The sequence below is a fragment of the Sporomusaceae bacterium genome (genome assembly GCA_031460455.1).
GTDB lineage: Bacteria > Bacillota > Negativicutes > Sporomusales > UBA7701 > Anaeroselena.
Map to the genome: position 1 here is coordinate 25,066 of JAVKTQ010000005.1, position 21,142 is coordinate 46,207.

At 65.9% G+C, this 21,142-nt stretch carries 18 protein-coding genes; 17 read left to right on the forward strand and 1 reads right to left on the reverse strand.

Translation table 11 applies throughout. From position 1 onward, the window contains the following. Positions 1-58 precede the first annotated feature (58 nt). From glpA to RIN56_09370, 4 genes are read left to right on the forward strand one after another with little or no spacing between them, the layout of a single operon-like run. The gene (gene glpA, locus RIN56_09355; protein ID MDR7867017.1) at positions 59-1,660 is read left to right on the forward strand and encodes an anaerobic glycerol-3-phosphate dehydrogenase subunit GlpA; all 1,602 of its coding nucleotides are present in this window, start codon (positions 59-61) and stop codon (positions 1,658-1,660) included. Next, entirely contained in the window at positions 1,647-2,915 is a 1,269-nt protein-coding gene (gene glpB / locus RIN56_09360) for an anaerobic glycerol-3-phosphate dehydrogenase subunit GlpB (GenBank protein ID MDR7867018.1), read from the forward strand. Before glpA ends, glpB begins: the two co-directional genes overlap by 14 nt. After that, entirely contained in the window at positions 2,902-4,107 is a 1,206-nt protein-coding gene (locus tag RIN56_09365) for an anaerobic glycerol-3-phosphate dehydrogenase subunit C (protein MDR7867019.1), read from the forward strand. The genes glpB and RIN56_09365 overlap by 14 nt, the downstream gene beginning before the upstream one ends. Positions 4,108-4,149: 42 nt before the next feature. Then, entirely contained in the window at positions 4,150-4,716 is a 567-nt protein-coding gene (locus RIN56_09370) for a glycerol-3-phosphate responsive antiterminator (GenBank protein MDR7867020.1), read from the forward strand. 10 nt (positions 4,717-4,726) lie between these two features. Here RIN56_09370 and RIN56_09375 read toward each other — a convergent pair whose 3' ends face one another. Further along, complete coding sequence (locus RIN56_09375; GenBank protein MDR7867021.1) at positions 4,727-6,406, reverse strand: sigma 54-interacting transcriptional regulator; 1,680 nt, start codon at positions 6,404-6,406, stop codon at positions 4,727-4,729. A 265-nt stretch (positions 6,407-6,671) separates the two neighbouring features. On the opposite strand from RIN56_09375, the gene RIN56_09380 reads away from it, so the two are divergent. The 13 genes from RIN56_09380 to RIN56_09440 all read left to right on the forward strand — a co-directional run bounded on the left by RIN56_09380 (position 6,672) and on the right by RIN56_09440 (position 21,141). Continuing rightward, on the forward strand, positions 6,672-7,697 hold the full coding sequence (locus tag RIN56_09380) for an aspartate-semialdehyde dehydrogenase (GenBank protein MDR7867022.1): 1,026 nt from the start codon (positions 6,672-6,674) through the stop codon (positions 7,695-7,697). Positions 7,698-7,710: 13 nt separating this feature from the next. Next, entirely contained in the window at positions 7,711-8,928 is a 1,218-nt protein-coding gene (locus tag RIN56_09385) for an aspartate kinase (GenBank protein ID MDR7867023.1), read from the forward strand. A gap of 2 nt (positions 8,929-8,930) precedes the next feature. Beyond that, on the forward strand, positions 8,931-9,824 hold the full coding sequence (gene dapA / locus RIN56_09390; protein MDR7867024.1) for a 4-hydroxy-tetrahydrodipicolinate synthase: 894 nt from the start codon (positions 8,931-8,933) through the stop codon (positions 9,822-9,824). Between the two features lie 33 nt (positions 9,825-9,857). Beyond that, positions 9,858-10,649, forward strand: a complete 792-nt coding sequence (locus RIN56_09395) for an aspartate/glutamate racemase family protein (protein ID MDR7867025.1) — start codon at positions 9,858-9,860, stop codon at positions 10,647-10,649. A gap of 38 nt (positions 10,650-10,687) precedes the next feature. Continuing rightward, positions 10,688-12,136: a sodium:solute symporter family protein gene (locus RIN56_09400; protein MDR7867026.1), complete on the forward strand. Its 1,449-nt coding sequence runs from the start codon at positions 10,688-10,690 to the stop codon at positions 12,134-12,136. A 57-nt stretch (positions 12,137-12,193) separates the two neighbouring features. Further along, positions 12,194-12,511, forward strand: coding sequence for a (2Fe-2S)-binding protein (locus RIN56_09405; GenBank protein MDR7867027.1), 318 nt, complete (start codon positions 12,194-12,196; stop codon positions 12,509-12,511). After that, positions 12,508-13,617, forward strand: coding sequence for an FAD-dependent oxidoreductase (locus RIN56_09410; GenBank protein ID MDR7867028.1), 1,110 nt, complete (start codon positions 12,508-12,510; stop codon positions 13,615-13,617). The genes RIN56_09405 and RIN56_09410 overlap by 4 nt, the downstream gene beginning before the upstream one ends. Next, positions 13,607-14,116, forward strand: coding sequence for a 4Fe-4S binding protein (locus tag RIN56_09415; GenBank protein ID MDR7867029.1), 510 nt, complete (start codon positions 13,607-13,609; stop codon positions 14,114-14,116). Before RIN56_09410 ends, RIN56_09415 begins: the two co-directional genes overlap by 11 nt. Then, positions 14,113-14,412: a (2Fe-2S)-binding protein gene (locus RIN56_09420; protein MDR7867030.1), complete on the forward strand. Its 300-nt coding sequence runs from the start codon at positions 14,113-14,115 to the stop codon at positions 14,410-14,412. The genes RIN56_09415 and RIN56_09420 overlap by 4 nt, the downstream gene beginning before the upstream one ends. Then, a complete protein-coding gene (locus RIN56_09425) occupies positions 14,409-15,584 on the forward strand; it encodes an FAD-dependent oxidoreductase (GenBank protein MDR7867031.1) in 1,176 nt (391 codons plus the stop codon). Before RIN56_09420 ends, RIN56_09425 begins: the two co-directional genes overlap by 4 nt. 304 nt (positions 15,585-15,888) lie before the next feature. Further along, positions 15,889-17,889, forward strand: coding sequence for a sigma-54-dependent Fis family transcriptional regulator (locus tag RIN56_09430; protein ID MDR7867032.1), 2,001 nt, complete (start codon positions 15,889-15,891; stop codon positions 17,887-17,889). 207 nt (positions 17,890-18,096) lie between these two features. Beyond that, positions 18,097-19,818: an aldehyde ferredoxin oxidoreductase C-terminal domain-containing protein gene (locus RIN56_09435; GenBank protein MDR7867033.1), complete on the forward strand. Its 1,722-nt coding sequence runs from the start codon at positions 18,097-18,099 to the stop codon at positions 19,816-19,818. Positions 19,819-19,899: 81 nt separating this feature from the next. Beyond that, entirely contained in the window at positions 19,900-21,141 is a 1,242-nt protein-coding gene (locus tag RIN56_09440; GenBank protein ID MDR7867034.1) for a molybdopterin molybdotransferase MoeA, read from the forward strand. Position 21,142: the final 1 nt, after the last annotated feature.

Genomic DNA, 21,142 nt, shown 5'->3' on the forward strand with positions numbered 1-21,142 from the left:
ACAAAGGGACTTCTCTACCTTTTTTTCAATAATTAATGACACCGGGAGTGGGAGAAACATGACCAAAACGCAGGCCGTCATCATCGGCGGCGGAGCAACCGGCGCAGGCATCCTGCGCGACCTGGCGATGCGGGGCGTCAAAGCCGTGCTGATCGAGCAGCGCGACCTCGCCTACGGCACCAGTTCGCGCTTTCACGGCCTGCTCCACAGCGGCGGCCGCTATGTCGTCAAAGACCCGGAATCGGCGGCGGAATGCATCGCCGAAAACCGGATCCTGCGAAAAATCGCCAACCAGTGCGTCGAAGACACCGAAGGCTTCTTCGTCCGCCTGCCCGAAGACGACGCCGCCTTCGAACAGCAGTGGCTCGCCGCCTGCCGCGCGCTCGGCCTGCCGGCCGCGGCTGTAGCCCCTGAGGAGGCGGTGCGGCTCGAACCCAACCTCACCCCGCGCATCGCCGCCGCCTATCGCGTCCCCGACGCCGCCATCGACGGCTTCCGGCTCTGCTGGCAGAACGCCGCCGCCGCCACCCGCCACGGCGGCGAAGTCCTCACCTACACCGAAGCGGTCGGCATCGAGCGCGACGCAGCCAAGGTCACGGGCGTCACCGTCCGCGACGTCCTCAGCGGCGAGACGCGAATCATACCGTGCGACCTGGTCATCAACGCCGCCGGCTCGTGGGTCGGCAAAGTCGCCGCCCTCGCCGGCGCCGAGGTCCACGTCAAACCCGACCGCGGCACCCTCGTCGCCTTCAACCACCGCTTCACCAGCCGCATCATCAACCGCCTCCGCCCGCCGTCGGACGGCGATATCTTCGTGCCCCACGGCTCGATCACCATCCTCGGCACCACCTCCGTCGCCGCCGACCGGCCCGACGACACCGCCCCCCGCAGCGATGAAGTCCTCAAACTGTTGCGCATCGGTCAGGACCTGTTCGCAAACCTGGCCGACTACCGCATCCTCCGCGCCTTCGCCGGCACGCGCCCCCTCTACAGCGCCGCCGAAGGCCGCGCCGCCTCCCGCAGCTTCGCCGTCATCGACCACCGCGCCGAAGGCATTGACGGCCTCATCACCGTCGTCGGCGGCAAACTCACCACCTACCGGCTGATGGCCGAAAAAGCGGCCGACCTCGCCTGCGAACGCCTCGGCATCGACGCACCCTGCCGCACCGCCGACGAGCCGCTCGTCGCCGACCCTGACCCCGGCCTGCTGGCCGCGGCGCAGAAATACTTCCCCGCCGGCGGGGCCGAACTGGCGGCCGCCAGGCTGGGCGACGCCTTCGGGGCCGTCGTCCGGAGGCTCGAAGACGACATCGCCGACCGGGCGCTGATCTGCGAATGCGAACTCGTCACCCTGGGGGAAATCAAAGAAATCGCCGCCCGCGCCACCACCCACGGCCTCAGCGACATCCGCCGCCGGACGCGGCTGGGGATGGGCACCTGCCAGGGGGCGTTCTGCGGCTTCCGCAGCGTCGGCGCCGTCTGTGCCGCCGGCCTGACCGACAAAGGCGCGGCCGAACTGCTCCGCGACTTCCTCGAGGAACGCTGGTCGGGCATCCGGCCCGTCCTGTGGGGCAAACAGCTCAGAGAAGAAGAACTGCTCCGCGGCATATACGGCGCGAGTCTCAATATAGATGGAGCGATGAACGATGAAGGAATATGACGTAATCGTCGTCGGCGCCGGCCTGGCCGGCCTCGCCGCCGCGGCCGCGGCCGCCGGCGAAGGCGCGCGGGTGCTGCTGGCTGCCAAAGGCGCGGGCGCCCTCACCATCGGCGGCGGCACGATCGACATCCTCGGCTACGGCCCCGACGGCCGGCCGGTAACCGACCTGGCGGCGGCGATCGCCGCCCTGCCGGAAAGCCACCCCTACGGCAAACTCGGCTTGCCGGCCGTCCGGGAGGCGGCGGACTGGTTCCTCGCCCTGTGCGAGGAGGGCGGCTACCCGTACTGCGGCTCGCTTGCGGCCAACCGCTGGCTGCCCACCGCCGCCGGCACACTCAAACCCGCCTGCCTGGTGCCCAGGACAATGGACACCGTCGGGGTGTCGGCCGCCGACGGCATCGTCATCCTCGGCTTCGCCGGCCTCAAAGACTACCGGCCGGAAATGATCGCCCAGGGGCTCGCCAGCCGCCCCGGCTACAACAAACACTACAGTGTCGTCGCCATCGACTGCGGCTTCACCGGCGGCCGCGACGCCACCGCCCTCGACGTCGCCCGCTGGCTCGACAGCGAAGCCGGCCGCGCGGCGTGCGCCGCCCAGCTGAAAAAGCGCCTTCCCTCCGGTCGGTTCGTAATCATGCCGCCTGTCCTGGGCACGCAGCCCGGCTGCGCGGCGTGGGAAGACCTGGAGGCCGCCTCCGGCTGCCGGCTCGTCGAAATCGCCGGCGCCCCGCCCGCCGTCACCGGCCTCCGCCTGCGCGCGCTGCTGCTCGCCCACCTCAGGCGACAGGGCGTCGCCATCCTCGAACACGCCGCAGTCATCCGGGCCGAAGCAGCGGATGACCGCTGCCAGGCGATCGTCACCGGCCGCCAGGGGCGCGAGCGCAGCTACCGGGCCCGCTCCTTCGTCTTTGCCACCGGCGGCTTCCTCGGCGGCGGCCTCGAAAGCTTCGCCGGCGCCGCGCGCGAAAGCGTCTTCAAACTGCCCCTGGCCGTCCCCGCCGACCAGCAGGCCTGGAGCCAGCCCCGCCTGCTCGCGTCCGGCCCGCAGCCCTTCGCCACCTTCGGCGTCGCGACCGACGGCGAGCTCAGGCCCGTGGACGCCACCGGCCGGCCCCTTCTCGACAATGTCCGTTTCGCCGGCGCCATCCTGGCCGGCTGCGACTACAGCTACGAAAAATCCGGCAACGGCGTCGCCCTCGTCAGCGGTTACAAAGCCGGCGTGGCGGCGGGGAGGAATAGCCGTGAAAACGTGTAATAATAACATCGACGCCTGCACCACGTGCGCCGCCTGCACCGCCCTCTGCCCGGTCACCGCCGTCGTGCGCGATTTCCCCGGCCCCAAAATGGCCGGCCCGGCCGCCGAACGCTTCCGCAAAGCAGGCGCGCCCACCGACGCCGCCCTTGCCTACTGCACCAACTGCAAAAACTGCGACATCACCTGCCCCTCCGGCGTGCCGGTGGCGGCGCTCAACATGCGGGCCAGGGCCGAGCACGTCAAAAAGCACGGCCGCCGCCTGCGCGACTGGATCCTCGCCCACGGCGAGCACATGGCCAAACTCGCCATGCCCGGTCAGCCCCTCACCAACCTCGGCATGGCCAACCCCGTCACCCGCCAGATGCTCAAAGCCATCGGCATCTCCGGCAGCCGGCCGCTGCCCCGCTACGCCCCCCGCACCTTCCTCAGGCAGTACGGTAAACTGCGCCAACAGCCCTTTGCCGACAAAGTCGTCTTCTTCCCCGGCTGCTTCATAAACTACAACGACCCCCAGGTTGGGCTCGACCTCATCGCCGTCCTCCAGGCCAACCGCCACCAGGTCATCGTCCCGCCCGGCCTCGCCTGCTGCGGCGTGCCGCTCGTCACCGGCGGCTACCTCGAAGAAGCGGCGGCGGCCGCGAAGCGCAACCTCGCCGCCCTCGCCGATTACGCCCGCCAGGGCGTCCCCATCCTCACCGCCTGCACCAGCTGCGGCCTGATGATCCAGCAGGAGTACGACGAACTGCTCGGCGCCGAAGGCGCGAGCGAAGTCGCCGCCCGCACCTACGACGCTATGGAATTCCTTCTCGAACTTCACGACCGGGGGCGCCTCAACACCGCCTTCACGCCTGTCGGCGGCCAATATCTCTACCACGCCTCCTGCCACCTGCGCGCCCAGGGCATCGGCCGGCCGGCCCTCGAACTGCTCGCCGCCCTGCCCGGCGTGACCGTCGCCGATCTCGACGCCGGCTGCTGCGGCATCGCCGGCAGCTACGGCTTCAAAGCCGACCGCTACGACATCTCCATGGCCATCGGCCGGGAACTGTTCGCGAAAATAAAGGCCCAACCGGCCGACGCCGTCCTCGCCGACTGCGGGACGTGCCGGCTGCAGATCGCCCACGGCACGGGGGCAAAGGTACTGCACCCGATATCAGTCATAAGAAAAGCCTACGAACCGGAGTATAAACTGTAACCCCCGTTGACCCGCACATGCGGTAAGAGAGGGGTGCAAAGCATGACGCGAATGACAATCGCCGCCCTGACAAAAAAAGGGGCCGTCATTCCCGCGGCCCGGTCCGGCGAAGACTTCGAGGCGGCGATGCGCACAAGCTCCCCGTCCGTCATCGTCCTTTTCGGCGACATAAACGAACTGCCGCGGCTGGTGCGCCGCGGCCAGGAATGCAAAAAGCAGCTCATCGTCCACCTCGACCTGTTCGAAGGGATCGGCAAAGACAAGTCGGGCATCAGATTCCTCGCCCGCGCCGGCCTGACGGCCCTCATCACCACCAAGCCCCACCTCGGCAAAATCGCCCGCGAAGAAGGCCTGCTCGTCATCCAGCGCCTCTTCCTCATGGACTCCGATTCGCTGCGCACAGGGATACACATGCTTAAAGGCTTCAAACCCGACGCGGTCGAAATCCTCCCCGCCCTCGTCCCGGCGGCGATCGTCCATGAGATCATCCGCGAGACCGACATCCCCGTCCTCGCCGGCGGCCTCATCCGCACAGCCGACGACGTGGCCTACGCCATCGGCAACGGCGTCTACGCCGTCAGCACCAGCCGGCGCGACCTCTGGGTCTAGCCGGTCGGCGTCACTTGCCGAGCTGATACTGCTTGATCTTGTAATACAGCGTCCCCAGAGCGATACCAAGCTCCTGGGCGGCGCTTTTTTTTCCGGCCGTCGACCAGCCGTACTTCTTCAGCGCCCTGACGACCATATTCTTCTCCAGTTCGTGCAGCGGGAGGATCGGCTCGTCGCCGGGCAGCGCCTCCGCCGGCGCGTTGCTGGACATAAACCGGAAGTTGCCGGGATGAAGGCTGTCGCCGTCGCACAACATCACCGCCCGCGTCAGCACATTCTGCAGCTCGCGGATATTGCCCGGCCACGAATGGGCCGTCAGCAGCTCGAGGCAGGCCGCGCTCATCCGCAGGGTCGGCCGCCCCGACTCCTGGCACACCCGGCGGAGGATGTGGTCGACAAGCAGCGGGATATCGTCCTTGCGGTCCCGCAGCGGGGGCAGGGTGACGTTAATCACCTGCAGCCGGTAATAGAGATCCTCGCGGAACAACCCCTTGGCCACCATGCGCTGCAGGTTCCTGTTCGTAGCGGCGAGGATCTTCACGTTCACCGCCTGGCGCTGATTGCTGCCGATCCGCTCGACCTCCTTTTCCTGCAGCACCCTCAGCAGCTTGGCCTGGGTGCTGAAACTCAGATCGCCGATCTCGTCGAGGAAGATCGTCCCGCCGTTCGCCAGCTCGAACTTGCCCGCCTTGGCCTTATGGGCGCCCGTAAACGCCCCCTTCTCGTGGCCGAACAGCTCGCTCTCCAGCAGCGACTCGGGGATTGAGGCGCAATTCACGGTGATGAACGGTTTATTCCAGCGGGGACTGGCGTGGTGGATAGCGTTGGCCGCGATCTCCTTGCCGGTGCCGCTGTCGCCGGTTATCAGCACCGTCGAATCGTTCTTCGCCGCCCGCTTGCTTAAATTTATCGCCTCCAGCACCTTGCGGTTGGCGCCGATCATATCCGCGAACGTGTATTTGGCCGCCCCCAGCTCGCGGCTCAGCGACTCGACCAGCTCCTTGGTGGTGCTCAGCTCCTCCGACAGGCGCATGATATCGGTCACCTCCTGGAAGGCGACCACCGCCCCGCGCAGCGTCCCGGCCATGAAAATCGGCGCCCCGTTGGAAATAACATCGGCGCACGACCCCACCGCCTGATTGCGGACCCCCCTGGCCGCCTTGCCGGACAGCAGCACGCGCGCCGCCGCGCCGTCCGGGGAAACCTGAAAAACATTCGTCCCGATCCGCTCTGCCGGATGGATGCCTGTGATCGTCGAAAAGGCCGGATTGATATACTCGATGATCCCCGCCTCATTCATGATCTGGATGCCCTCCGTGACAGCGTTCAGGGCGCTGAGATACTTCACCCGCTGCTCCTCGCACTGGGTCAGCTGGCGGGACAGAAAACTCAGCAAGCTGCTCACCGCGTGGGCGGTATGGAAGCCGATCAGCTCCACGCCGGCCGGCGGCCAGCCCGCGGGCAGCTCGGACAGCGGCACGAAGCTGAAAACCGCCTCCGGTCCCCGGCCGGCCAGATCGTCCCACGACGCGGCCATCAGGGCGCGATGCGGTCCGAACCGCTTTGCGGACAGCGCCTCGCGCGGCAGCGGCAGAGCGGCGCACACGCTCAGCTCGTCCTGGGCGGCCAACAAATCAAGCAGCAGCAGACACTGCCGTTCCGAACCGACAATCCCGACCTTAAGTGGCATGACAACCTCCGGCAAGAAATATTTTCCTTAATACTTTGCCGCCGAGACAGAAAATACCTTCCGATTTTCAGAAAACGTAATTATGACAAATGGCCAACTGCGGCGGCTGCGGGGCTTTTTTTTCAATATTTGAAATAATACCGTCTGGCCTGTTCTCGCCCCGACGCCCGCGGTATAAGGGCTCGCCGCCCCTGGCACGGATATTGCGTAATAAAAAAAGCGCGGTCTTTTCAATTCAATACTGCGGGTACAAAGGGGGATACGAATGGAGAAATTCAATGTAGCCATCTTGGGGGCGACAGGAGCGGTCGGCGCCGAACTGCTCGACATCCTCGCCAGCCGCGACTTTCCCATCGGCAAGCTGAAGCTGCTGGCCCTGGAGGTGGGCACGACCATCACATTCCGGGGCGAAGACCACATCGTCGAGGAAGCCACACCCGAAGCCTTCCGCGACATCCAGATCGCCTTCTTCGCCGGCGGCCCCATCAGCAAGGTCCTGGCGCCGGAAGCGGTCAAAGCGGGCGCGGTCGTCATCGACAACAGCAGCGCCTTCCGCCTCGACACGAACGTGCCGCTGGTCGTGCCCGAAGTCAACATCGGCGACCTCGACAAGCACAACGGCATCATCGCCAACCCCAACTGCTCCACCATCATCATGGCCCTGGCCATCAACCCCATCCACCAGCACGCCGAACTCAAACGGGTCATCGTCTCCACCTGCCAGGCCGTCTCAGGGGCCGGCAAAGCGGCCGTCGACGAACTTAACGGCCAACTGCGCGAACTTTTGGACGGCCGCCAGCCCTCGGCAGCCATCCTGCCCGTGGCCGCCCTCGGTGCGCACTACCCCATCGCCTTCAACCTCATTCCCCAGATCGACATCTTCGAAGACGAGGGCTACACCAAAGAAGAAATGAAACTGGTGCTCGAAACGCGCAAAATCATGCACCTGCCGTCGCTGCCCATCACCGCCACCACGGTAAGAGCCCCCGTCCTGCGCAGCCACTCCGAATTCCTCAACCTCGAAACCGGGCGCAAACTATCGGTTGAAGAAGCGCGGCGGATACTGGTCGCCGCCCCCGGCGTGTCCGTCCTCGACGAACCCGACCGCCAGATCTATCCCATGCCGGCCTTTACCGCCGGCCGCGACGAAGTGTTCGTCGGCCGCATCCGCGAAGACCGCACCATACCGGCCGGGCTCAACATCTGGGTGGTCGGCGACCAGATCCGCAAAGGCGCCGCCCTTAACGCCATCCAGATCGCCGAGCAACTCATCGCCCGACGTCTCGTCTAGGAGGGTGAACCCCATGCGGATACTCGTCCAGAAATTCGGCGGCACATCCGTCGGCACCGCCGAGCGCCGCCAACAGGTCGTGGCGAAGATCACCGCCGCCAAGGCGGCCGGCTATGCGCCGCTTGTCGTCGTCTCCGCCCTGGGGCGGGCCGGGGAACCCTACGCCACCGACACCCTCCTCACCCTGGCCAAAGAGGAATGCTCCGCCATCGGCAAGCGCGAACAAGACCTCATCATGGCCTGCGGCGAAATCGTCGCCGGGGTGATCGTCGTCGGCGCCCTCAAAAAAGCCGGCCTGGAAGCCGTATTCCTCACCGGCCAGCAGGCGGGCATCATCACCACCCCCGCCCACGGCGACGCCCAAATAATCCGCATCGACCCCAGGGGCGTAACCGACCACCTCGCCGCCGGCAGGATCGTCGTCGTCGCCGGCTTCCAGGGCGCCAGCGAAAACGGCGAGATCACCACCCTCGGCCGCGGTGGCAGCGACACGAGCGCCGCCGCTCTCGCGGCGGCCGTCAAAGCCGAGGCGGCCGAGATATACACCGACGTCGACGGCATCATGACCGCCGACCCGCGGGTCGTTCCCGAAGCCGGCACCATCCCCGTCATCTCCTACGAAGAAGCTTACCAGCTCGCCATCCAGGGAGCCAAGGTCATCCATCCCCGCGCCGTCGAAATAGCCCTCCGCCACGGCCTGCCGCTCAGGATCAAAAGCACCGCCGGCGACGCCGACGGCACCCTCGTGACAGGCGACCGCGACGGCACCATCGAGCGCCTGCGGGGCCGCGTAGCCGTCGGCCTGGCCCACAAAAACGGCTACGGCGTCATCAGGCTCACCTGGGGAAAAGGGGGGGCGGGCGCGGCTGTGCTTGGCCGTCTGGCCGCCACCGGCCTTGATGCCGACCTCATCAACCTAACCCCGCAGGGCGTCGAAATCATCGCCGCCCAGGCCGACATCGAGCTCGCCGCCGCCCAGGCCGCGGCCGCAGGTCTGAGTGTCGCCGCCAAGGCGGAAGACTGCGCCAAAATATCGCTCATCGGCTGCTCGGCCCCGGCGGCGGCCGTCGTCAACATGTTCGTCGACCTGCTCCGTCAGGCCAAGATCGGCGTCCTGCAGACCTACACCGGTCCGTACGCCGTATCCGGCATCGTGGCGACGGCCGACCTCGTAGCGGCGCTCAGGGCCCTGCACGCCGGCGTGCTCGGGCAACGAGGCAAAGGAGAATGATTATGAGTAAATTCGGACAAGTACTCACCGCGATGGTCACCCCCTTCGACAAAAACATGGCCGTAGACTACGACAAGGCCGCCGAATTGGCCGCCTACCTCGTCGACCACGGCAACGACGGCCTGGTAGTCGCCGGCAGCACCGGCGAAGCCGCCACCCTCACCGACCAGGAACGGCTCAAACTTTTTGAAGTCGTACTGGCGGCCGTTGGCGACCGGGCCTATGTCGTCGGCGGCACCGGCACAAACGACACCGCCACGTCCATCCACCTGACCAGGGAAGCCGCCCGCATCGGCCTGCACGGCGCGATGCTTGTCGCCCCCTACTACAACAAACCCTCCCAGGAAGGCCTCTTCAGGCACTTCGCCGCCGCCGCCGCCGCCGCCCCCGACCTGCCGCTCATCGTCTACAACGTCCCCGGCCGCACCAGCGTCAACCTGCTGCCGGAAACGGTGCTAAGACTGGCGGCGATAAAAAATATCGTCGCCGTCAAAGAAGCCAGCGGGAATTTGGAGCAAATGAGCGAAATAATCCGCATTGCCCCTGAAGGCTTTGACCTCTACTCCGGCGACGACGCCCTCACCCTGCCGGCGCTCGCCGTCGGCGGCTGCGGCGTCATCAGCGTCGCCGGCCACATCGTCGGCCGCGAAATCAAAGCCATGATAGCCGCCTTCTTCGCCGGCGACCTTGCCCGGGCCAGGGAACTGCACCTAAAGCTGATCCCGGTCTTCCGCGCCATGTTCATCGCCACCAACCCCACCCCGGTCAAAGCCGCCGTCAACATGCTCGGCCTCGCGGCCGGCGACGTCCGCCTGCCGCTTGTCGCCCCCGGCGCGGCCGACCTGGACAAAATCCGCGCCGAAATGCGCAAGCTCGACCTGCCGGTCAATACATAACCCGTCAGGAGCGAAAAAAGGGAGGATGGGCCAATGCAGCTCACCGGAGGATACACCAACTACGGGCAGGATATCGGCATCCTCATGCTCGATACCGTCTTCCCCCGTCTGGTGGGCGACATCGGCAACGCCCGCACCTTCCCCTTCCCCGTCCGCTACAAAGTAGTCCGCGGCGCCCTGCCGTCCAGGGTTGTCGAGCAGAACGACAGTCGGCTGCTGGCCGCCTTCGTCGAAGGGGCGCGGGAACTCGCAGCCGAAGGCGTCAAAGCCGTCACCACCAGCTGTGGCTTCCTCGCCGTCTTCCAGCGCGAGCTGGCGGCGGCCGTCGACATTCCCGTGCTCACCTCCAGCCTGTTGCAGGTACCTGCGGTCGAAAAAACGCTCGGGTCGGCGCAAAAGATCGTCATCGTCACCGCCAACAGCGAGCGCCTTTCGCCCCGCCATCTGGCCGGCGCCGGCATCGACAGCGACCGTCATATAATCTTCGGCCTCGAAGACAAAGAGGAATTCTACACCACCTTCGTCCGCCAGAAGACCACCCTCGACGTCGCCGCCCTGCAAAACGAAATGGAAGAAGCCGCCCGCGAGATCAGGGACAGGTTCCCCGACGCCGGCGCGCTCGTCCTCGAATGCACCAACCTGCCGCCCTTCCGGCGCATCTTCGCCCGCATCTCGGGCCGGCCGGTATACGACATCCTGTCGCTCATCGGCTCCCTCGCATTCGCCCGCGGACCGGCGGACGCCGCCGACGCCTGGCAGAACCCCGCCGAGCCCCTTCCCGCCGGCAGCCTTCCGGCTGACATATATAATACCGATAAACAATAATATTTTGGTAGGGTTACCCAAAAAAAGGAGGTAGGTATATGGATCTCGGCACTTCTTTGTGGATTATTACCATCGTGCTCTGCGGCTTTTTCCTCTGGATTTCCTGGCGGGTCCAGGGCAAAGCCGGCGAATCCTTCTCCCAGTACGCCATCGGCGGCGGCAGTTTCCCCCTCTACCTCATCCTCTTCACCGAATTCGCCACCATCATGGGCGTCGGCAACTTCGTCGGCCACGCCGGGCGGGGCTACACCCTCGGCCTGCCGTGGATGGCCTTCATCCTCGGCGAACAAGGCTCCAAGATCCTCTTCGCCCTGCTGTTCGCCGGCATCGCCGGCCGCTTCACCTACAACACCGTCGCCGAAATGGCCGACGACCTCTTCGTCCGCGACAAATGGACGCGGGCCATCGCCGCCATTCTCGCCTGCTGCATCATGATCGCCTGGGTGGGCGGCCAGGGCAAAGCCTTCGGGGCCATCTTCAACATCGCCACCGGGGCCGACCCGCTGCCCATCATCATCTTCTTCTCCGCCGTCTTCATCATCTACACCGCCATCGGCGGCATCCACTCCGTCGTCTGGACCGACCTTTTCCAGGGCGTCCTCGTTCTCGTCCTCGGCGTCGCCTTCTACTTTTTCGCCTTCGAGCCAGTCAACTGGAGCTTCACCGAACTGGGCAACAGGCTGACCGCCATGGGTAAAGGCGATCTGTGGAGCTTCAACAAGGTCAACCCCATGACCATGGTCGTAAACTTCGTCACCGCCACCGTCGGCGTGCTCTCCGCCCAAATTTACTGGCAGCGCTGCTTCGCTGCCAAAAACGCCAGCACCGCCCGCACCGGCCTGCTGTTCAGCGGCTGCGCCGCCCTCATCATGGTTCTCCTCACCTGCCTCGTCGGCATGATCATCCTCACCCTCAACCCCAACCTCAAGGCCGACGACGCCATTCCCTGGATGCTTACCCACTATATGCCGGTGTGGCTGTCGGCGATGGTCTTCACCCTCATCCTCGCCGCTGGCATGTCCTCCGCCGACTCCAACCTCAACTCGGCCACCGTCCTCATTGTCAACGACCTCATCAAGCCCTTCCGGCCCGACCTCGACGACCAGACCCTCGTCAAACTTGCCAAAGGCCTCACCGTCGTCGTCGGTGTCTTCGCCTGCTGGGCGGCGATTCAGGCCTCCACCATCCTCGGCCTCTTCGCCAAAGCCTACGCTATGGCCGGCGGCGGCCTCGTGCCGCTGCTCCTCGTCGGCTTCCTGTGGCGCGAGCGCAGCAGCGAGCCGCTCCAGATGGGCCGCAAAAACTGTAAAGTCACCCCGTGGGGCGCCCGCGTCGGCCTCGTCGTCGGCTCCGTCCTCACCCAGGTGACCGCCCTCGGGCCCAACCGGGTGCTCATCGCCCTCGGCGCCGCCATCGTCCTCATCGTCGTGGTATCCATGCTCACCCGCGACACCGGAAAAGACGCGCCCCAAAGCGTCAGCAACTAACACGACCGCCGCGTGGGGGGGCCATCCCCCCCCTTGCGGCCAACAAGAGGTGAACACATGAGAATCCTCCGGCACCCCATCCTCGGACCCCTTGAAGAACAACCGCCGGTATTCATCGAAGTCGACGGCGAACCCATCCCCGCTCGCGAAGGCGAACCCATCGCCGCCGCCATCATCGCCGCCGGCCGGCTCAAACTGCGCCACACCCGCAAGAGCGGCGAACCGCGCGGCGTATTCTGCGGCATCGGCCGCTGCACCGACTGCGTCATGACCGTTGACGGCCAGGCCAACGTCCGCACCTGCGTAACCCCGGTGCGCGCCGGCATGAAAATCGCCACCCAGGACGCTCAGGCGGCACGGGAGGCGAAAGAATGACCCAGGCAGACACAGACATTATCGTCATCGGCGCCGGTCCGGCCGGCCTGTCGGCCGCCGCCGAAGCGGCCAGGCTGGGAGCCGCCGTCCTCGTCCTCGACGAAAACGACCGTCCCGGCGGCCAGCTCTTCAAACAGATCCACAAATTCTTCGGTTCCAAAGACCACCGGGCCGGCGTCCGCGGCTACGCCATCGGCGACTCGCTGCTCGCGGAAACCGCCCGGCTCGGCGCCCGCATCGAACTCGGCGCCGTCGTCTACGCCATCTACCCCGATCGTCGCGTGGCCGTCATCACCGCCGACCAGCGACGCCTGCTCCTCAACCCGAAAAAAATAATCCTCGCCACCGGCGCCTCCGAAAACGCCCTCGCCTTCCCCGGCTGCACCCTGCCCGGCGTCATGAGCGCCGGCGCCGTCCAGACCATGGTCAACCTCCACCGGGTGCTGCCCGCGGAAAAGACAATCATGATCGGCAGCGGCAACGTCGGCCTCATCGTCAGCTACCAGATCCGCCAGGCCGGCGGCCAGGTCGCGGCCCTCGTCGAAGCCGCCCCCGCCATCGGCGGCTACGGCGTCCACGCCGCCAAAATCTCCCGGCTGGGCGTCCCCATCCTCACCGGCCACACCGTAAAATGCGTCCATGGCGTCGACCGCGTCGAAGGGGTCACCCTCGTCGCCCTCGACGACCGCTTCCGGCCCGTGCCCGGCAGCGAACGCGACGTCGCCGTCGGCTGCGTCGCCATCGCCGTCGGCCTCACCCCGCTGGCCGAGCTCGCCCTCATGTGCGGCTGCAAATTCACCTACATCCCGAAGCTCGGCGGCCACCTGCCAGTCCACGACGACAACATGGAAACAACCGCCGCCGGCATCTACGTCGCCGGCGACATCACCGGCGTCGAAGAAGCCAGCAGCGCCATGGAAGAAGGGCGCCTCGCCGGCATCGCCGCCGCCGAAGCCCTCGGCCGCGTCGCCCCGCAAGAGGCCGCAGCCCTCAAACAAGCTGTGTGGGCGAGGCTCAACGCCCTCAGGACGGGCCGCTTCGGGCAAGCCCGCCGTGACGCCAAAGAGCAGATAACCGCCGAAGGGAGGGGAGCGCATGTCAGCTAACCTCGCCACCTGCGGCTACCTCTCGGCCGACGAACTCGCGGCCTGCCTGCCCTCGCACGAACGAATGGCCAAAGGCCCGGTAGCCGTCATCGAATGCGTGCAGGACATCCCCTGCAACCCCTGCGAGGAAGCCTGCCCCGTCCGCGCCATCACCGTCGGCCTGCCCATCACCTCGCTGCCCGTACTCGACGCCGCCAAATGCATCGGCTGCGGCGTCTGCATCGCCAGGTGCCCGGGGCTCGCCATCTTCGTCGTCGACGCCTCCCGTCCCGGCGACGAAGGCACCGTCCAACTGCCCTACGAAGCCTGGCCGCTGCCCGAGCCCGGCGACGCCGTCAACGCGCTCGACCGCACCGGCCGCCGCGTCGGCGCCGGCGCCGTCGAAAAAGTGCTGGCCTCGAAAACCCAGGACCACACCGCCGTCGTCACCGTCCGCGTCCCCAAAGAACTGCTCAACACCGTCAGGGCAATCAGCGTCGAAGGGAGGGACGGAGCATGAGCAAACACATCTGCCGCTGCGAAGAAGTAAACGAAGACGAAATCCGCCAGGCCATCGCCGAAGGCGCCACCACCGTCACCGGCGTCAAAAGACGCACCGGAGCCGGCATGGGCCTCTGCCAGGGCCGGACCTGCCGCCGCCTCATCGTCGGCCTTATCGCCGCCGAAACCGGCCAAAATCCTGCCGAGATAGAAACATCCTCCGTCCGCCCGCCCGTGCGCCCCGTCACCGTCGAAGCGCTCCTTAGCCCCGGCGGCGGGTCGGCAGGCTGCAAATGCCGGGAGGAAAACAAATGAACGAACGCACCGCAGACGTAATCGTCATCGGCGGCGGGGTCATCGGCGCCTCCATCGCCTACTACCTCACAAAACTGGGTCTCAAGTCCGTTCTCCTGGAGCGCGGCGACATCTGCGCCGGCACCTCCGGGGCCTGCGACAAAGCGATCAGCATGCAGTCCAAGAACCCCGGCCTGCACCTCGACCTCGCGCTGGAAAGTTCGGCCATGTTCCCCGCCCTCGGCGAAGAACTCGGCGCCGACCTCGACTACCACCGCTACGGCGGCATGATCGCCATCGAAAACGAACGCCAGATGGCCATCATGGAAAAATTCGTCGAGCGCCAGAAAAACCATGGCCTGCCCGTCGAAATCCTCGGCGGCGACGAAGCTCGCAGGCGCCAGCCGGCCTTCGCGCCGTCCGTCATCGCCGCCACCTACAGCCCCGCCGACGCCGAAGTCAGCCCCCTCAAACTCACCTTCGCCTTTGCCCGCGCCGCGCGCCGCGGCGGCGCCGACATCAGAACCGGCGCGGAAGTGCGCGGTCTGCTGGTCAACAACGGCAGGGTGGAAGGGGTCGTCACCCAGGCAGGGGATATCAGGGCCGGCGTCGTCGTCAACGCCGCCGGCGTGTTCGCTCCCGCCATCGGCAGCATGGCCGGCATCGAGCTGCCCATCAAACCGCGGCGCGGCCAGATAATCGTCACCGAACCCATGCCCCCCATGGTCCACGGGGAAATCTGGAGCGCCCGCTACATCGTCGCCAAATACAACCCCGAAATGATCCGCAGCGAAGACCCCGAAGCCGCCGACCTCGGCGTAGGGCTGGCGGCCGGGCAGACCGCCGAAGGCACGCTGCTCATCGGCGGCACCAGGGAATTCGTCGGCTACGACACCGCCGTCACCCCCGAAGCCACCGCCGCCGTCCTGCGGCACGCCGTCAGCATCCTGCCCTTCCTCGCCAAAGTCCACGTCATCCGCACCTTTGCCGGCCTCAGGCCCTACACCCCCGACGGCATGCCCATCCTCGGCCCCGTCGAAGGGCTCGAAGGTTTCGTCATGGCGGCCGGCCACGAAGGCGACGGCATCGCCCTCGCGCCGATAACCGGCAAAATGATCGCCGCCTACATCGCCGGCGCCGAAACCGACAAACGCTTGCGGCAGCTGACCCTCAGCCGCTTCCAACAGGTTTAGTTGCAATACCGAAAAGTCATCCCCCGGCCAACCGGGGGATAACTTTTCTTTGTCGGCCGTTGATAAAGCCCCATCTGCGGCGTTGCTCCTCAGAGCGCTTGCTAGCGTACGCCCAAAGTACGCGTCGCGGCGCGCTCTTCCGGTGCGCCTTGCATCTGGGGCTTTCTGAACGGCCGCGGCACATCAAAGAGGAACGGCCGTTGCGGCCACCACATATTTACATCTCCCGTACGCAAAAAAGGGGACAAGGCGGCAGGGAAGAGGAGGGGAGCGGCGAAATCTTATCAGCGACGGAGGGATCAAGATGACAGCGGCAAACAACTTCCGGGACGTAGCGCTTCCCGCCTGGCAGGACTTCACCACCGGCAAAAAGCAGCTCCCCGCCATCCGCCCCCGGATCGTCGACTCCTGGGCCCGCTGCGCCCGGGCCAGCGTCAACCCCTATGACAACGCACTCCACAGCCGCCTCGACAGCGAAGCCATGGCAGCGCTGCTCGCCGAAAAACAGGAACTCATCAGAATCGCCAAACCCTTCATGGCCAACCTCTACAAATTCGTCGCCGGCTCCGGTTTCGTCGTCGTCCTCACCGACGAGCGCGGCTACATAATGGAAATATTCGCCGACGAGGACACCCTCGGCGGCCCGATGACCAACAACTTTTTCCGCGGCGCCAGCTGGCGGGAGGAAGAAGCTGGCACCAACGCCATCGGCACCGCCCTCGTTCTCCGCGAGCCCATCCAGGTCTCCGGCGCCGAGCACTACTGCCAGAAGCACCACTGCCTCACCTGCTCCTCGGCGCCCATCTTCGACGCCGACGGACGGATGGTCGGCATCCTCGACATGTCCGGCGCCTCCTACGCCTCCCACCTCCACACCCTCGGCATGGTCGTCGCCGCCGCCGAAGCCATCAACGCCCAGCTCGCCATCCGCCAGAAAAACCGCGAGCTGGCCCTCGCCAACAACCGGCTCACCAACATCTTCAACACCATGTCCGACGGCGTGCTCATGGTCGACGAGCGCGGCGTCGTCAGCCAAGTCAACCCGGCGGCCAAGAAAATCCTCGACAAAAGCGGGCGCGAAGTGCTCGGCATCAACATCGAAAAACTCTTCGGCGGCAACGCCGGCCTGCCGCGGCGCATGCTCAGCGCCCGCGAACCGTTCGAAGACGCCGAACTCATGGTCGACGGCAAAAAAGGCATGTTCCACTGCTTCGCCTCCGGCGAGGCGGTCACCGACGAGCAGGAAAAAATCATCGGCGGCGTCATCATCCTGCGGCCGATCAAGCAGATCCAAAACCTTGTAAACCGCTACAGCGGCTACCACGCCACCCTCCAGTTCAGCGACATCGTCGGCGAAAGCGTCGAAATCCTCGAAGCCGTCCGCATGGCCAAGCTCGCCGCCACCACCTCCTCCAACATCCTCCTCCAGGGCGAGAGCGGCACCGGCAAGGAAATCTTCGCCCAGGCCATCCACAACCGCAGCGAGCAGCATAGCGGCCCTTTCGTCGCCCTCAACTGCGGCGTCATCCCCCGCGAACTCATCGGCAGCGAACTGTTCGGCTACGTCGAAGGCGCCTTCACCGGGGCCAAACGGAGCGGCAAATCGGGCAAATTCGAGCTCGCTTCCGGCGGCACCCTCTTCCTCGACGAAATCGGCGACATGCCGCTCGAGCAGCAGATCGCCCTCCTGCGCGTCCTCCAGGAGAAAAAAGTCACCCGCATCGGCAGCGACAAAGTAATCCCCGTCAACGTGCGCATCATCTGCGCCACCAACCAGAACCTCCTCCAGGAAGTCGAAAAAGGCCGCTTCCGCCAGGACCTCTACTACCGTCTCAACGTCATCTCCATCGGCATCCCGCCGCTGCGCGCCCATGTCCGCGACATCCCGCTCCTCTTCAGGCACTTCCTCGACAAGATCGGCCGCGACCGCGGCTGCAGCTACCTCGTCGAGCCCGAGGTCATGGGCATCCTCCAGCGCTACAACTGGCCGGGCAACGTCCGCGAACTCCAGAACGTCGTCGAGCGGGCGGTCAGCCTGGCCGAAGGGGGCAAGATAACCCCCGCCAACCTGCCGGACGAAATATACGGTCTACCCGACGCCTCCCACCAGCAGCTCTTTCCCGCAGCCCTGCTGGCCGACCTCGGCCGCGAGCAGCGGCGGCAACTGGCGGGCGAGACCGAACGGCAGCGCATCTTGCTCCTCCTGTCCTCGAGCGGCGGCAACGTAAGCCTCGCCGCCAGGGAGCTCGGCATCTCCCGCAATACCCTCTACCGCAAAATGCGGCAGTACGCTATCGACAATTAATGGCACAAATGTGTCACATTAGTGTATCGATAAAATGACAATATTGTTACACAAATAGAACACTTTTGACTTAAAACACCCTCTTCGCCGGATGGGGCGGCGTCTGTTACCACGCCCGCGGATTGGCACGGCTCTTGCATTTATTAAAACGGACGACCAGCGTTAGCCAACACGCGGAGTTAAGGTAATCAACAAGGAGGAGATTGCATGTTTTACCGGGTCAACATGGCCACCCTGGCGGTGAGCAAAGACGACGGCGCGCAATACGAGGGGCTGGGCGGCAGGGCCCTCAGTTCCCGCATCGTCAGCGCCGAAGTAGATCCCCAGGCCCACCCGCTGGGAGCCAGCAACAAACTCGTCTTCGTCACCGGCCTGCTTTCGGGCACCGGCGCCCCCAACGCCGGCCGCATGTCGCTCGGCGCCAAAAGCCCGCTGACCGGCACCATCAAGGAAAGCAACGTCGGCGGCGCCATGGGCAACAAACTCGGCCGCCTCGGCATCCGCGGCATCATCGTCGAAGGCCTTGCCTCCAAAGACACCGCCTATGTCCTCAAAGTATCGGCCGCCGGCCTCGTCGTCGAGGAAATGCCCGAACTCAAAGGCCTCGACATCTACGACACCGTCGCCAAACTCCAGCAGAAATACGGCGAAAAAGTCGCCATCGGCTGTATCGGCACCGCCGGCGAAAACAAAATGGCCTCGGCCTGCGTCGGCTTCACCGACATGGAAGGCGCCCCCACGCGCCAGGCCGGCCGCGGCGGCCTCGGCGCCGTCATGGGCAGCAAAAACGTTAAAGCCATCGTCGCCGACGACAGCGGCACCAAAATGGTCCCCTTCGCCGACGAAGCCGCCTTCCGGGCCGGCGCCAAAAAACTGGCCAACGCCCTCCTGACCCACCCCGTCACCAGTCAGGGCCTGCCCACCTACGGCACCGACGTCCTCGTCAACATCCTCAGCGAAGCCGGCGGCCTGCCCACCCGCAACTTCAGCAGCGGCCGCTTCGAAGGCGCCAACAACATCGGCGGCGAGACGCTCAACGCCACCGCCAAAGAGCGCGGCGGCAAAACCGGTCACGCCTGCTCGCCCGGCTGCATCATCCGCTGCTCCAACATCTACAAAAACAAAAAAGGCGAAGTCGTCACCGGCGGCCTTGAATACGAAAGCTGCTGGTCGCTCGGCGCCGACCTCGGCGTCGACAACCTCGACGACATCGCCATCATGAACAGACTGTGCGACGACATCGGCGTCGACACCATCGAAATGGGCGTAACCATCGGCGTGGCCATGGAAGGCGGCGTAGCCAAATTCGGCGACGGCAAGGCGGCCATCGAGCTCATCAAAGAAGTCGGCAAAGCCACCCCGCTCGGCCGCATCCTCGGCGGCGGCGCCGAACTGACCGGCAAAACCTACGGCGTGCGCCGCGTGCCCACCGTCAAGGGCCAGGCCATCCCCGCCTACGACCCGCGCGCCGTCAAAGGCGTCGGCGTCACCTACGCCACCACCACCATGGGCGCCGACCACACCGCCGGCTACTCCGTCACCGCCAACATCCTCAGCGTCGGCGGCAAAGTCGACCCGCTCAAACCCGAAGGCCAGGTCGACCTGTCCCGCAACCTCCAGATCGCGACCGCCTTCATCGACAGCACCGCCCTCTGCCTGTTCGTAGCCTTCGCCGTCCTCGACATCCCCGAAGCCCTCGACGGCATCGTCGAAATGTGCAACGCCCGCTTCGGCTGGAACAAGACCGCCGGCGACTACCTCGAAATGGGCAAACAAGTGCTGCGCGACGAGCGCGCCTTCAACGCCGGCGCCGGCATCGGCGCGGGCGACGACGACCTGCCCGAGTTCTTCCGCAAAGAGCCGCTGCCGCCCCACAACGTCGTCTTCGACATCCCCAAAAAAGACCTCGACACCGTATTCAACTTCTGACAATAAACGCGGAGACCGACCTGGCCGGGTTAACCCCGGCCGGGTCGTTTCTAAATAAGACAATGACGGGGTGAGTCAGCCGTGGACTTTTTCCAATACATGCCGCTCGCCGCAGCGCGCGAAAAAATCGCCGCCAGCCTGGCGGGGCTCGAAACCGGCCGGGAAACCGTCGATCTGCCCGCTGCCCTCGGCCGGGTGGCCGCCGCTGACATCGCAGCCCTTGAAGACCAGCCCCCCTTCAGCCGCTCCAGCGTCGACGGCTTTGCCGTCCGCAGCGCCGACACCTTCGGCGCGAGCGAAACCGTTCCCGCCCTCCTCGCCGTCGTCGGCGAAATCGCCATGGGCGACGCGGCCGACGCCGCCCTTCGCCCCGGCCAGGCCGTGGCCATCCCCACCGGCGGTATGCTGCCGCCCGGCGCCGACGCCGTCGTCATGGTCGAGCACACCGACCGGCCCGACGCCGACACCCTGCTCATCCTCAAAGTCGCCGTCCCCGGCGAAAACGTCGTCGCCAGAGGCGAAGACATCGCCGCCGGCGCCGTCATCCTCGTCGCCGGCCAGCTCATCGCCCCCCAGCACATCGGCATTCTCGCCGCCTGCGGCATCGCCCGCGTTCCCGTCCGCGAGCAGCCGGCCGTAGCCGTCATCTCCAGCGGCGACGAACTCGTCGACATCCACTGCGCCCCCGCCGGCGGCCAGATAAGAGACGTCAACTCCTACGCCCTCGCCGCCATGCTCACCCAGGCCGGTTGCCGCGTCGTCCGGCTGGGCATCGTAAAAGACAACTACGAAGACTTTCTTGCCGTCCTCTCCCAGGCCGTCGCCGCCCACCGCATGGTCGTCATCTCCGGCGGCAGCTCCGTCGGGGCGCGCGACTACACCGTCAAAGCCATCGGCTCATTAGGCGCGCCCGGCGTCCTCATCCACGGCGTCGCCGTCAAACCCGGCCGCCCCACCGTCTTCGGCATGGTCGGCAGCGTACCCGTCTTCGGCCTCCCCGGCCACCCCGTGGCCGCCATGACCGTCTGCGATCAGCTCGTCAAACCGGCCGTCCACCTGCTCCTCGGCCGCACTGGCGGCGGCCCGCCGGGCCTTCCCGCCAGCCTCGCCCGCAACATCGCCTCCTCGCCCGGACGCGACGACTTCGTCAACGTCCGCCTCGACAAACAACACGGACAATACAGCGCCGAACCCATCCTCGGCAAATCGGGGCTCATCAGCACCATCGCCCAAGCCGACGGCGTTATCCATATCCCGGCCGACAAGAGCGGCCTCTACGGCGGCGACGCCGTCGAAGTGACGCTCATCCGGACCGCGGAGTAAC

Excerpts from the sequence above, each read along its gene's own strand:
- glpA (MDR7867017.1), top strand. The coding sequence starts at position 59 with ATGACCAAAACGCAGGCCGTCATCATCGGCGGCGGAGCAACCGGCGCA.
- glpB (MDR7867018.1), top strand. The coding sequence starts at position 1,647 with ATGAAGGAATATGACGTAATCGTCGTCGGCGCCGGCCTGGCCGGCCTC.
- RIN56_09370 (MDR7867020.1), top strand. The coding sequence starts at position 4,150 with ATGACGCGAATGACAATCGCCGCCCTGACAAAAAAAGGGGCCGTCATT.
- RIN56_09375 (MDR7867021.1), bottom strand. The coding sequence starts at position 6,406 with ATGCCACTTAAGGTCGGGATTGTCGGTTCGGAACGGCAGTGTCTGCTG.
- RIN56_09380 (MDR7867022.1), top strand. The coding sequence starts at position 6,672 with ATGGAGAAATTCAATGTAGCCATCTTGGGGGCGACAGGAGCGGTCGGC.
- RIN56_09385 (MDR7867023.1), top strand. The coding sequence starts at position 7,711 with ATGCGGATACTCGTCCAGAAATTCGGCGGCACATCCGTCGGCACCGCC.
- dapA (MDR7867024.1), top strand. The coding sequence starts at position 8,931 with ATGAGTAAATTCGGACAAGTACTCACCGCGATGGTCACCCCCTTCGAC.
- RIN56_09395 (MDR7867025.1), top strand. The coding sequence starts at position 9,858 with ATGCAGCTCACCGGAGGATACACCAACTACGGGCAGGATATCGGCATC.
- RIN56_09400 (MDR7867026.1), top strand. The coding sequence starts at position 10,688 with ATGGATCTCGGCACTTCTTTGTGGATTATTACCATCGTGCTCTGCGGC.
- RIN56_09405 (MDR7867027.1), top strand. The coding sequence starts at position 12,194 with ATGAGAATCCTCCGGCACCCCATCCTCGGACCCCTTGAAGAACAACCG.
- RIN56_09410 (MDR7867028.1), top strand. The coding sequence starts at position 12,508 with ATGACCCAGGCAGACACAGACATTATCGTCATCGGCGCCGGTCCGGCC.
- RIN56_09415 (MDR7867029.1), top strand. The coding sequence starts at position 13,607 with ATGTCAGCTAACCTCGCCACCTGCGGCTACCTCTCGGCCGACGAACTC.
- RIN56_09420 (MDR7867030.1), top strand. The coding sequence starts at position 14,113 with ATGAGCAAACACATCTGCCGCTGCGAAGAAGTAAACGAAGACGAAATC.
- RIN56_09425 (MDR7867031.1), top strand. The coding sequence starts at position 14,409 with ATGAACGAACGCACCGCAGACGTAATCGTCATCGGCGGCGGGGTCATC.
- RIN56_09430 (MDR7867032.1), top strand. The coding sequence starts at position 15,889 with ATGACAGCGGCAAACAACTTCCGGGACGTAGCGCTTCCCGCCTGGCAG.
- RIN56_09435 (MDR7867033.1), top strand. The coding sequence starts at position 18,097 with ATGTTTTACCGGGTCAACATGGCCACCCTGGCGGTGAGCAAAGACGAC.